At 68.2% G+C, this 11,673-nt stretch carries 14 protein-coding genes; 11 read left to right on the top strand and 3 right to left on the bottom strand.

The genetic code is table 11. From position 1 onward, the window contains the following. Both F1D05_RS23060 and F1D05_RS23055 read left to right on the top strand, forming a co-directional pair. The gene (locus tag F1D05_RS23060) at positions 1-837 is read left to right on the top strand and encodes an NAD(P)H-binding protein (protein ID WP_185442344.1); all 837 of its coding nucleotides are present in this window, start codon (positions 1-3) and stop codon (positions 835-837) included. Between the two features lie 28 nt (positions 838-865). Beyond that, positions 866-1,309 carry a hypothetical protein gene (locus F1D05_RS23055; RefSeq protein ID WP_185442342.1) on the top strand — a complete coding sequence of 148 codons (444 nt, stop codon included), beginning with the start codon at positions 866-868 and terminating at the stop codon, positions 1,307-1,309. A gap of 13 nt (positions 1,310-1,322) precedes the next feature. On the opposite strand, the gene F1D05_RS23050 is transcribed toward F1D05_RS23055, so the two are convergent. Continuing rightward, positions 1,323-1,838: a PadR family transcriptional regulator gene (locus tag F1D05_RS23050; protein WP_185442340.1), complete on the bottom strand. Its 516-nt coding sequence runs from the start codon at positions 1,836-1,838 to the stop codon at positions 1,323-1,325. 103 nt (positions 1,839-1,941) lie between these two features. Here F1D05_RS23050 and F1D05_RS23045 point away from each other — a divergent pair, with 103 nt between their 5' ends. The 4 genes from F1D05_RS23045 to F1D05_RS23030 all read left to right on the top strand — a co-directional run bounded on the left by F1D05_RS23045 (position 1,942) and on the right by F1D05_RS23030 (position 5,227). Continuing rightward, complete coding sequence (locus F1D05_RS23045) at positions 1,942-2,496, top strand: hypothetical protein (protein WP_185442338.1); 555 nt, start codon at positions 1,942-1,944, stop codon at positions 2,494-2,496. Positions 2,497-2,515: 19 nt separating this feature from the next. Further along, positions 2,516-3,865, top strand: coding sequence for a carotenoid oxygenase family protein (locus F1D05_RS23040; protein WP_185442337.1), 1,350 nt, complete (start codon positions 2,516-2,518; stop codon positions 3,863-3,865). Continuing rightward, positions 3,862-4,332 (top strand): pyridoxamine 5'-phosphate oxidase family protein, encoded by a 471-nt coding sequence (locus F1D05_RS23035; RefSeq protein ID WP_185442335.1) that lies wholly within the window; start codon positions 3,862-3,864, stop codon positions 4,330-4,332. The genes F1D05_RS23040 and F1D05_RS23035 overlap by 4 nt, the downstream gene beginning before the upstream one ends. 217 nt (positions 4,333-4,549) lie before the next feature. Next, positions 4,550-5,227 (top strand): Crp/Fnr family transcriptional regulator, encoded by a 678-nt coding sequence (locus F1D05_RS23030; protein WP_185442333.1) that lies wholly within the window; start codon positions 4,550-4,552, stop codon positions 5,225-5,227. Positions 5,228-5,252: 25 nt separating this feature from the next. Here the strand turns inward: F1D05_RS23030 and F1D05_RS23025 are convergent, their stop codons facing one another. Both F1D05_RS23025 and F1D05_RS23020 read right to left on the bottom strand, forming a co-directional pair. Beyond that, positions 5,253-6,374 (bottom strand): ArsA family ATPase, encoded by a 1,122-nt coding sequence (locus F1D05_RS23025; RefSeq protein WP_185442331.1) that lies wholly within the window; start codon positions 6,372-6,374, stop codon positions 5,253-5,255. 22 nt (positions 6,375-6,396) lie between these two features. Next, a complete protein-coding gene (locus F1D05_RS23020; protein WP_185442329.1) occupies positions 6,397-7,347 on the bottom strand; it encodes an ArsA-related P-loop ATPase in 951 nt (316 codons plus the stop codon). A gap of 82 nt (positions 7,348-7,429) precedes the next feature. Between F1D05_RS23020 and F1D05_RS23015 the strand changes: the two genes are divergently transcribed. The 5 genes from F1D05_RS23015 (at position 7,430) to F1D05_RS22995 (ending at position 11,347) form a co-directional block, all read left to right on the top strand. Beyond that, positions 7,430-7,591, top strand: a complete 162-nt coding sequence (locus tag F1D05_RS23015; protein WP_185442327.1) for a DUF4177 domain-containing protein — start codon at positions 7,430-7,432, stop codon at positions 7,589-7,591. Continuing rightward, a complete protein-coding gene (locus F1D05_RS23010) occupies positions 7,588-8,049 on the top strand; it encodes a RidA family protein (RefSeq protein WP_185442326.1) in 462 nt (153 codons plus the stop codon). The genes F1D05_RS23015 and F1D05_RS23010 overlap by 4 nt, the downstream gene beginning before the upstream one ends. 76 nt (positions 8,050-8,125) lie before the next feature. Further along, complete coding sequence (locus F1D05_RS23005; protein WP_185442324.1) at positions 8,126-8,956, top strand: NUDIX hydrolase; 831 nt, start codon at positions 8,126-8,128, stop codon at positions 8,954-8,956. Further along, positions 8,953-9,735, top strand: coding sequence for an MBL fold metallo-hydrolase (locus F1D05_RS23000; protein WP_185442322.1), 783 nt, complete (start codon positions 8,953-8,955; stop codon positions 9,733-9,735). Before F1D05_RS23005 ends, F1D05_RS23000 begins: the two co-directional genes overlap by 4 nt. A gap of 643 nt (positions 9,736-10,378) precedes the next feature. Continuing rightward, positions 10,379-11,347: a type IV toxin-antitoxin system AbiEi family antitoxin domain-containing protein gene (locus F1D05_RS22995; protein ID WP_185442320.1), complete on the top strand. Its 969-nt coding sequence runs from the start codon at positions 10,379-10,381 to the stop codon at positions 11,345-11,347. Positions 11,348-11,673 lie beyond the last annotated feature (326 nt).

The following is an 11,673-nucleotide window of genomic DNA, read 5'->3' as shown; positions in this document are numbered from 1 at the left end:
GTGATCCTCATCTCCGGCGGCCGCGGCGCGGTCGCCACCCAGCTGACCGCCTTGCTGGCCGCGCACGGTCTCGACCTGCGCGTCGGCTCGACCGAGCCCGGCAAGCTCGAACTGCCGCAGGGCATCCCATCGATCAAACTGGACCTGACCGACCCGGCCACCTTCCCGGACGCACTGTCAGGCATCAGTTCGGTCTTCCTGTACGCCGAATCCGCGCACATCACCGAGTTCGTCGACGCGGCAGTGGCTGCCGGAGTACAGCACATCGTCGTGCTGTCGAGCGCGGCCGTGCTCAGTCCCGACGCCGAGCGGGATCACCTCGCGAAATCGCACCTGGACGTGGAGCACGCAGTACGGGACTCGTCGATCAGTACGACGATCCTGCGCCCGGGCTCGTTCGCGGGCAACGCCAGTGCCTGGGCGTGGCCGATCAAGTCCGGCCGTCCGGTGAGCCTGCCGTTCCCGGGCTCCTACAACGACCCCATCCACGAGAAGGACATTGCCGAGGTCGCCTTCGCAGTACTCACCGAGCCGCGCTTCCAGCAGCAGGAATACACCCTGAGCGGGCCCGAGTCGCTGACGTTCGCCGAGCAGCTCGAGCAACTCGCCGCCGCGACGGACCAGACCATCACCATCAACCGCGTCACGCCCGACGAATGGAAGAAGGAGATGGCCGAATACATCCCAGAGCTCTATGCCGACTCTCTCCTCGACTGGTGGAAGTCCAACGACGGAAAGCCCGTCGCGCTGACCAGCACCGTCGAAGAACTCACCGGGCATCCAGCCCGGACCTTCGCCGACTGGGCCCAGGACCACGCCACCGAGTTCAAGCACTGACCCGAAACCGACGATCGACAGGACCGATATGCGCTTCCCCAGAAAGCTTCTGGCCACCATCGTGCTCGCGGCGACAACAGCCGGCTTCGCAGCCACCCCGGCGTTCGCCGCCGGCAGTGCTTACCTCTCCGAGAACCGGTACCTGGCCTACGACGCGGCGGTGGGCTCTCCGCAGTACTGCATCCAGCGCAGCATTTATCTTGCCTCAGGCAACTACTCCTGGCGGATCTTCGTCGACCGGATCGACGAATGGGGATCGCGCACCATCTACCTCAGGGCCGACACCTACATCTGGACCACCTGCATCCAGGTGATCGGGAAGTTCAGCCGTGAGGTCGCGAAGTACGAAGAAACCACCTGGGTCAGAGGTTCGGCGAAGAACGAGGCCAGCGTGACCGCCACCAATTACCTCGGTAGCACCGATTCCGCCTCTCGCGTCTACAACTGGGGATCGGAACTCCTGCCGCTCTGAGCCGGCTGGGCGCTTACTTGTCCTTGACCTGGGTAAGCGCCCACTCGGCCCAGTCCCGCTGCATCGCGCTGAAGCGCTGGCCGTACTCCAGGGCGATGCGGCCGTAGATCGACAGGTCTTCGTCGTCCCACTCGATGCTCCCGTCGAGGGACTTGAGCTCCTCGTGCAACTTGGTCGCGTGGGCGGCCTGGTTGTCGAGGTAGTCGCGCGCCTGTTGCGGAGTGAGTACGCCGAGGAAGAACACCCGGAGCAGCACGTCACTGCGAGTGCGCTGCGGCTCGGTCTCGATCAGCCAGCGGCGGAGCTCGGCCAGACCGGTATCGGTCAGCGTGTACTCCTTCCGGCCGCGCGGACCCTGCTCCGAGACCACGATCAGCTCGCTGTCGGCGAGCTTGGTGAGCTCACCGTAGATCTGGCTCTGGGTAGCGGGCCAGACGTTGGCCAGGGAGGTCCCGAAGGTCTTCAGCAGGTCGTAGCCACTGGCGGGGTGTTCGACCAGCAGCCCGAGCAGGGCATGTCGCAGGCTCATGCGGTTCATCCTACCTTCCATAGTTGACATGTCTAGACCGGACGTTCTACTTTTGACATGTCAGAACCGGAATCTCCGATCGACCGTCACCTAGGAGCCCTCCATGTCGTACCTGCGGACCTTCGCCCCCTGGATCGTCTACGCGGTCATCCCCTCGGCGCACTGGAACTGGGCTGCGTTGATCGCCCTGGTCCTCTCCCTCGGGTTGATCGCCCAGCAGACTCGTGCCGGCCGCACACTCGACGCACAGATCATCGAGCTCGGCTCGGCCGTCTTCTTCGCCGTCATCACCGTCGTGGCCTTCACCAGCCCGCACAGCGCGCTACATCCCTACACGCCGGCACTGTCGTCGGCCACCCTCGCCGTCATCGCCGGGGTGTCGCTGGCGCTGCGCAAGCCGTTCACCCTCGGCATCGCCAAGCAGACAACGCCTCGCGAGATCTGGAACCAGCCCCTGTTCGTCCGGACCAACGTGATCATCACCGCCGTCTGGACCGCCTGCTTCGCCGTGACCGCGGCCGTTCTCGCCCTCCTCGCCGATGGCGACTCGACCGCCCGGACGCTCGTTCAGATCGCCGGCTTCGTCGTACCGATGGTCTTCACCCTCCGCTATGTCGCCCATATCCAGGCCAAGGCCGCCGAGCTCCAGAGCCGCTGAAGCTTTCCGAGGAGATCTCATGCAGACCGCACCCGCTCCGCACCTGGCCGGCAACTACGCTCCCGTCGACAAGGAACTCACCGCCTACGACCTGCCGGTGACCGGCCAGATCCCGCCCGAGCTGACCGGCTGGTACCTGCGCAACGGCCCCAACCCGCACGACGCGGCCAGCGGCCACTGGTTCTTCGGTGACGGCATGGTGCACGGCGTCCGGCTGGAAGCGGGCCGGGCGGTCTCCTACCGCAACCGCTGGGTCCGTACGTCGACCTTCACCGACGGCGCCAAGGTCAACGACACCGGCGGGAACCTGGACCTCACGGCCGGCTCCGCCAATACCCACGTCATCCGGCACGCGGGCCGCACGCTGGCCCTGGTCGAGTCGTCCTACCCGTACGAGCTCACCCGTGAGCTGGACACGGTGGGCTCCTACGACTTCGACGGCCGACTCCGCACCGCGATGACCGCCCACCCGAAGACCTGCCCGACCAGCGGTGAGCTGCACTTCTTCGGCTACAGCGTGATGGGAGCGCCGTACCTGACCTATCACCGCGCCGACGCGGCCGGGGATCTGGTCCTCAGCCGCCCGATCGATGTCCCAGCCGCCACGATGCAGCACGACTTCAACCTGACCGCCGGCCACGTCGTCTTCATGGACCTGCCCGTCGTCTTCGACCTGCCCACGGCCAGATCCGGCCGGATGCCCTTCGCCTGGGACGATTCGTACGGCGCGCGGCTCGGCGTACTCCGCCGCGACGACCCGTACGGCGAGGTCCGCTGGTTCGGGATCGACCCCTGCTACGTCTTCCACACCCTCAACGCCCACGACCGGACCGGCCCGGACGGCCACGACCAGCTCGTCCTGCACGTCATGCGCTACCCGGAGTTCTGGCGCAAGGACAGTACGGACGTCAACCAGGCGACGCTTTGGCGCTGGACCGTCGACCTGACCGCCGGCACCGTCCGCGAAGAGCAACTCCACGACCGGCCGGCCGAGTTCCCCCGGATCGACGATCGGCTCGCCGGCCTGGACTCCCGGTACGGCCACGCCACCATCACCAAGACCCCTGCCGGTGGGGCAGCCGGCGGCACGCTGATCCGGTACGACCTGCGCGACGGGGCGGTCAGCTCGTACGAGTTCGGGCCCGGCCGTACTCCCGGCGAGGCGGCCTTCGCTGCTGCCGACGGACACCCGGGCGGCGACGGCTGGCTGATGACCTACGTTTATGACGCCGCCACCGATACCAGCGACCTGGTCATCCTCGATGCCGCCGACCTGACTGCCCCACCGGTGGCGACCATTCACCTACCCACCCGCGTCCCCTTCGGCTTCCACGGCAACTGGCTTGCCGATCAGGAGGTTCCCTCATGACTGACGATGCAACTGACAACCAGGGCGGGCCGCCGCCGCGCGTTCTGACCGACGACGCCCTTTCCGCTCTGCTCGGCGAGCAACAGTTCGGCGTACTGGCCACGAACAAGCGCAGCGGTCACCCGCACCTGACCACGATGCTCTACAACTGGGATCCCGAGGCCCGGATCGTCCGGTTCTCCACCACGGCCGACCGGGTCAAGGTCAAGCAGTTGCGCAACGACCCCCGGGCCGCGCTCCACGTTTCGGCGGCGGACCACTGGTCCTTCGCGGTGGCCGAGGGCGAGGCCGAGATCTCGGCGGTGACCACGACGCCTGGCGATGCCACCGGTGTCGAGTTGCTGAGCATGATGCCTGGGGTCGAAGGCAACGAAGCGCTCTTCAAGCAGCTGGTCGCCGAGCGGAGACTGGTCATCAGACTGAAGGTGAGCCGCCTCTACGGCACCGCCCTGGACGTCACCGGTTGACCTTGGCAACGGCACAGTAACGGCCCTGGAACGGCACAGCAGCGGCGCTCCGGAGCGGGCGCCGCGGTGCCGTTCGGCGCGTCCCGACAGGCCTACGTGGCGGTTCTCCTACCCGAGGGGCTACGGTTTTGGGGCGACCGGGTGTAAACGACCCGGCGCCGGGCGGGCTCGCAGCTTGTCCGAACGTACGTGATCAAAGGTCCGAGGAGGCCCATTCGTGGACGCCGCAGTGCTCCGACAGGCACCGCTGTTCAGTCAGCTCGACGACGACGCAGCCGAAGCGCTGGCCTCGTCGATGACCGAGAGCCGGCTGCGCCGCGGCCAGGTGCTGTTCCACGAAGGCGACTCCGGTGACCGGCTGTACGTCATGACGGAAGGCAAGGTCAAGCTCGGCCGGACCTCCGCGGACGGCCGGGAGAACCTGATCGCCGTCCTCGGCCCCGGCCAGATGTTCGGCGAGCTGTCCCTGTTCGACCCGGGCCCGCGCTCCGCGACCGTCACGGCCGTCACCGACGCCGCGATGATGTCGCTGACCCACGACGAGCTGCTCCGCTGGCTGGACGGCCGCCCCGCAGTAGCCCGCGGCCTGCTGCTCCAGCTCGCGTCCCGGCTCCGCAAGGTCTCCGACGTGGTCGCCGACCTGGTCTTCTCCGACGTGCCGGGCCGCGTCGCCAAGGCACTCCTGGATCTGGCCAGCCGCTTCGGCCGGACCGCCGACGACGGCGTCCACGTCCACCACGACCTCACCCAGGAGGAGCTCGCCCAACTGGTAGGCGCCTCCCGCGAGACCGTCAACAAGGCCCTCGCCGACTTCGCCTCCCGAGGCTGGGTCCGCCTCGAACCGCGCTCGGTGGTCCTCCTGGACGTGGACCGCCTCCAACGCCGAGCCCGCTAGGTCCGAACGGCTAGGAACTGAGCAGCTAGGCGGTCAGCAGGTCGCCGATGGTGCGGAGTCCGGCGAGGTCGTGGACATCGTCGGGCAGCGCCGGTACGTCGATGGTCGGGATCGACCGGTGGCCGCGATGGAACCGGTCGGCCCGCTTCCGGTCGCTGACGACCTGCTGCATCCTGTCAGCGTGCAACCGCAGTACGGCGGCGGTCAACTCCGACTTGCCGGACTCTTCGAGCTTCTCGGCCGCCGCCAAGGACCGCTCGGCCGACAGGTCCGGCACGTGCGTTGTGGTTACCCGGTTCAGTACTACGCCGGCCAGCGGCATCTTCTCGGCGCGCAGTCGCTCGGTGAAGTACGACGCCTCCCGCAGCGCATCGTTCTGCGGCGCCGCCACCACCAGGAACGCGGTGTGCGGCTGCCGCAGCAGTGCCACCGTCTTCTCGGCCCGCTCCCGGAACCCGCCGAACAGTGTGTCGAAGGCCGCCGCGAACGTCTGTACGTCGGTCAGCACCTGCGCGCCGAGCACCTTGTTCATCACCGACATCGCCAGGTTCACACCGGCAGACATCAGCCTGAGCGGCCCGCGAGCAGGCGCCAGCAGCAGCCGGAGAAAGCGCCCCTCCAGCAGCGCCGCGAGGCGTTCGGGTGCATCGAGGAAGTCCAGCGCGGACCGTGATGGTGGGGTGTCCACGACGATCAGATCCCACTCGCCGGTCCGCTCGGCCTGCTTGTGCAACTGGCCGAGCTTCTCCATCGCCATGTACTCCTGGGTCCCGGCGAAGGACGAGGAAAGCGCCACATAGAAGGGATTCGCGAGGATCTGCTCGGCCTTCTCGGGAGTGGCGTGGGCGAGCACGACCTCGTCGAAGGTGCGCTTCATGTCCAGCATCATCGCGTCCAGCCGACCGCCGTTGGCCGGGTCCACCTCGGCGACGGCTCGCGGCGTGTTGTCGAGTTCGGTCAGCCCCAGCGACTGCGCCAGCCGCCGGGCCGGGTCGATGGTGAGTACGACAACCTTCCGGCCACGCTCGGCGGCCCGCAATCCCAACGCGGCAGCGGTGGTGGTCTTGCCGACCCCACCCGAACCACACGTCACGATGATCCGCGTCTCCGGATCATCGATCAACGCGTCAAGATCCAGCGTGCTCACGGGCGAACCTCGTACGGCGTACTCATGACCGCAGCTCCTCGGCGAGGTCGAACAGGGCACCGTGGTCGATTCCGTCCGGGAGCAACGCCAGCTCGGTCACTTTCTTGCCCAGGGCATCGATCCGGTCACGGTTCTCGCGCTCCAGCCCGACCCGTACGGCGTGGTCGTGTGCTTCCGCGGCGAGCGTCGTCAGCATCCCCTTGGCGGCGGTGATTCCCGCCGCCCGCAAGCCCTTCGTCAGCTCGGCGACGGGGAGTTTCTCCTTCACCGCAAGGGCAAGCGTCTCGTCGTCGAGCGGGCTGCGCCGGACCATGTTCACCACGATCGAGCCGATCCGCAGATCGAGCGCCTCCAGCTGCTCCACCGCATCGAGCGTCTCCTGGACCGGCATCTCTTCGAGCAGGGTGACCAGGTGCACCTGCGTGACGTCGGAGCGGAGCATGCCCATGATCGCGTCCGCCTGGTTACGGATCGGGCCGACCTTCGCCAGCCCGGCGACCTCGTGGTTCACGTTCAGGAACCGCCCGATCCGGCCGGTCGGCGGGGCGTCCAGCACCACCGCGTCGTACGCGAGCCGGCCGTGCGCCTTCCGCCGGGTGGCCTCGTAGACCTTCCCGGTCAGCAGTACGTCCCGGAGGCCGGGGGCGATCGTGGTGACGAAGTCGACGGCGCCGATCTTGTCGAGTGCCTTCCCGGCGCGACCCAGGTGGTAGTACATGTCGAGGTACTCCAGCAGCGCCGCCTCGGCGTCGACCGCGAGCGCGAACACCTCGCCGCCGGCCGGTCCGACCGCGATCCGGCGTTCGACGTACGGGAGTGGCGGTACGTCGAAGAGCTGCGCGAGCCCCTGCCTGCCCTCGACCTCGACCAGCAGGACCCGCTTGCCCTGGTCGGCCAGCGCGAGCGCCATGGCGGCGGCCACAGTCGTCTTACCGGTGCCGCCCTTGCCGGTCACCACATGCAGCCTCGCCATGAGCCCAGCGTAGGACCTGGGCCCCAGACCGGGGTGGTGGGGCGGGGAAGGTATCAGCACAGTGCCCGTTAGAGTCCGTCCTATGAAGAAGTTCGAGTACTTCACCGCGCCGCTGCTGGTCCACTCGACCAAGGAGATCCTGGACAACTTCGGCCAGGACGGCTGGGAGCTGGTCCAGGTCGTTCCGGGCATGAACCCGGAGAACCTGGTCGCCTACTTCAAGCGGGAGATCACCGAGTCATGAGTCACCCCGAAGAGAAGCTGGCCGAGCTCGGCCTGAAGCTGCCCGAGGTGGCCAAGCCGGTCGCCGCGTACGTGCCTGTGGTGCGCACCGGAAACCTGGTCTACACCTCCGGCCAGCTGCCGCTGCGCGAGGGCGCCCTGATCGCCACGGGCAAGAACGGCGATTCCGTCGATGCCGCCGTGGCGGTCGAGTGCGCCCAGCAGTGCGCGCTGAACGCCCTGGCCGCGATCAAGTCGGAGATCGGCGACCTGGCCAACATCACCCGGATCGTCAAGGTCGTCGCCTTCGTCGCCTCCACCCCGGACTTCACCGGCCAGCCGCAGGTCGCCAACGGCGCCTCCGAGCTGCTCGGCCAGGTCTTCGGCGAAGCCGGCCAGCACGCCCGCAGCGCCGTCGGCGTACCGGTCCTGCCGCTGGACGCCCCGGTCGAGGTCGAACTGATCGTCGAGGTCAGCTGACCGACGGACCGATGCCACCCCTGCCTGGACCGCGTGGACCAGGCAGGGTGCTGGCGACCCGCAAGCTGGAGGCGCAATGGTCCGGGACCTGAAATCGCAACTGCTCTCCGGCCGGATGGCGGCCGAGGCGCTCGGTTATACCCGCGAGGGCCGTACGCCGGTCGAGCCGCGGCCGGCGTCCACGGTGATTCTGCTCCGTGACACCGCGACCGGACCCGAGGTGTACCTGCTCCGGCGGCAGCAGTCGATGGCCTTCGCCGCCGGGATGACCGTGTTCCCGGGCGGTCGCGTCGATCCGACCGACTCGAGCATCGCCGATTCCTGGTCCGGACCTTCCCCGGCGTCGTTCGGCGAGCGGCTCGGTTGCTCGGCCGATACGGCTGCGGCGTACGTGGCTGCCGCAGTACGGGAGACCTTCGAGGAATCCGGCGTCCTGCTCGCCGGCACGTCCACCGAATCCGTCGTCGAGGACACCACCGGCGACGACTGGGAGGCCGACCGGGTCGCGCTGGAGTCGCGCGAACTCGGATTCGCCGACTTCCTGCACAGACGAGGGCTCGTACTGCGGGCCGATCTCCTCGGCGCTTGGACGCACTGGATCACCCCTGAATTCGAGCCGAGGCGCTACGACACCGCCTTCTTCGTCGCCGCGCTCCCGGCCGGCCAGGTCACTCGCGACGTGACGAGCGAGTCGGACCAGGTCGCCTGGCTGCGGCCGGCCGACGCAGTACGGGCTGTCGAAGCGGGCGAGATGCTGATGCTGCCGCCGACGTATTTGTGTTGCAGCGACCTCAGCTCGTACGACACGGTCGCGGACGCCCTGGCGGCTTCGGCTCATCGCGAGATCCCGACGATCGAGCCGACGATCCGGGTCGAGGGCGACCTGGTGTACCTGGAGACGACATGACAGCCGAGGTAGTCACGCCGTACGCGACCCGCGTACTCGCCGCCAACCCGGGGCCGATGACGCTGGAGGGTACGAACACCTGGATCCTCCGGGCGCCTGACGCTTCGCGGGTCGTGGTGGTCGATCCCGGACCGATGCTTGAGGACCACCTGCGGGCAGTACTGGATGCTGTTGCGCCGTGCACTGTCGAGACTGTGCTGCTGACGCATGGGCATTTCGATCATGCCGAAGGCGCGGCCTGGTTCGCTTCGCAGGCGAACTGCCCGGTTCGCTCGGTCGATCCGACCTTCCGGATCCCGACCGACCACGCCCACGGCCTGGCCGAAGGGGATGTGATCGCGGCCGACGGGCTGCGCATCGAGGTACTGCCGACGCCGGGCCACACGCTGGACTCGGTCTGCTTCTGGCTGCCGGACGACGGCTCCCTGCTGACCGGCGACACCGTGCTCGGCCGCGGTACTTCGGTGGTCGCCCATCCGGATGGTGCCTTAGGCCCCTATCTGGAGTCGCTGGAAAGCCTTCGTGCGTTCGCGAACTCACCGGCCGGCGTCGAACGTCTGCTCCCCGGCCACGGTCCGGTGATCGACGACCCGGGCGCCGTCCTGACCTTCTACCTCGAACACCGCCGCGAACGCCTCGACCAGGTCCGCGCCGCGGTCGCCGCCGGCCACACCACCCCGGAAGCGATCGTCGCCCACGTCTACGCCGAGGTGGACCCGATCCTCTGGCCCGCCGCCGAACGCTCGGTCCGGGCCCAGCTCGCCTACCTGACCAGGTAGCTGTCTCCGCTCATCCCACCTACGCGGTGCACGAAACGACGTCGAAGCTGAGCTCCGGCCCGGAACCACCGGCAGCCCACCCCAAACCCGGACCACGACCACCTGCGCGCTCCATCGTCCGCCGGACGCCATGGTCAGGCGCGCCCCCACTCCCGACTGCGCCCCACCCGCCCCGCCCGCCCCACCTTCCCTGCCTGCCCCGCCTGCCCTGCCCTGCCCCGCCCCCGCCCGCCTCGCCTGCCCCGCCTGCCCCGCCTTTCCTGCCCTGCCCCGCCCCGCCCGCCTCGCCTGCCCCGCCTGCCCTGCCTGCCCTGCCCTGCCCTGCCCCGCCCCGCCCGCCTCGCCTCGCCTGCCCTGCCCCATCCCGTCCGCCTCGCCTGCCCTGCCCCATCCCGCCCGCCTCGCCTCGCCCTGCCCCACCCCGCCCGCCTCGCCTCGCCCCGCCTCGCCTGCCCTGCCCTGCCCTGCCCTGCCCTGCCCTGCGGTGTGCATAACCCATCTGTATGGGGGTCCGCTCGTCCTGTGGGGGTTAGCCCACTGGTCTAACGGTGGGCTAACCCCCACAGGAGTGGGGAAGCACAGCGAGAGTTGTCCACAGGGCGCGGAATCGGGCGCGGCGGGGGCGGGGTTGAGCTGCATGTTGATGACTGTGAACCCAAAACTTCGCCAACTTGCCAGCCGGTGCGGGGGCACGTTCTCCCGCGAGGACGCCCTGCAATCCGGATACACACCAAGCCAGATCCGTGAGCGGCTGCGCGCCGGGCGCTGGACGGCCGTACGTCGCGGCTTCTACGCCGCGAAGCCGGAATGGGCCGACAAACCGCCGTGGGAACGGTCCGTGATCGCGCACAAGTTGGCCGTACACGCCACCTCGCGGGCCCTCGCAGGAAGCGGTGTAGTGATCAGCCACCAGTCGGCGGCGATTCTGCACGGACTGACCGGCTGGGGACTCGACCTGGGCCATGTCCACGTCACGCGGCGGGACAAGAGCCGCGGCCGGCTGCTGGGAGGAACCAGGCATCACGTCGGCGAACTCTTCCGTGGTGATGTAACAGAAGTCGGAGGTGTCGCTGTCACCGCGATCGCCCGGGCAATCGTCGAAACAGCTTGCTTCGCCCCGTACGAGGCGGCGGTGGCTCTTTGTGATGACGCGCTGCACCGCTCCCTGGTCACCAAGGCTGACCTGCACACGACGCTGGATCGAGTGCTGGGCTGGCCGGGGACGGGTAGAGCATCGGCCGTCGTCGAATTTGCGGACGGGCTGTCCGAGTCAGTCGGCGAATCCCGCCTCAGGGTTCTGATGGACAACCACGGTCTACCGACCCCCGAGTTGCAAACGAGGTTCGGCACGGGTCCCGATGTCGCGGCTCGGGTCGACTTCTTCTTCAGGGAATACGACGTCGTTGTCGAGTTCGACGGGCTGATCAAGTACCGGGGTGACACTCTCGCGAGCGTTGTCCGGGAGAAGGCGCGGGAAGATCGGTTACGCGCACTCGGTGTGCTGGTCATCCGCGTGACCTGGGACGACCTCCAGCATCCTGAGTTGCTCATCCGGCGAATCCGGGAAGCTTTCGCTCGGTCCAGTTCCGCAAAGAAGGTGCTCAGCCACTGAACTGGGGGTTGGCCCACTGTTCTGGGGTTAGCCCACTGTTCTGGGGGTTAGCCCACTGTTCTGGGGGTTAGCCCACTGTTCTGGGGGTTAGCCCACTGTTCTGGGGGTTAGCCCACTGTTCTGCCAAGGGGCCAACCCCCACACCAGTGGGCCAACCCCAGTGAGACTGGGCCAACCCCGGTGGGAGGGGGGCAACCCCGGTGGGAGGGGGTCAACCCCAGTGAGACTGGGCCAACCCCAGTGAGACTGGGCCAACCCCAGTGAGACTGGGCCAACCCCAGTGAGACTGGGCCAACCCCAGTGAGACTGGCCAACCCCAGTGAGAC

This window comes from Kribbella qitaiheensis (assembly GCF_014217565.1).
Classification (GTDB): Bacteria; Actinomycetota; Actinomycetes; order Propionibacteriales; family Kribbellaceae; genus Kribbella; species Kribbella qitaiheensis_A.
The sequence above is the reverse complement of the archived record's forward strand: the minus strand, read 5'-3'. Positions and strand labels throughout refer to the sequence as shown.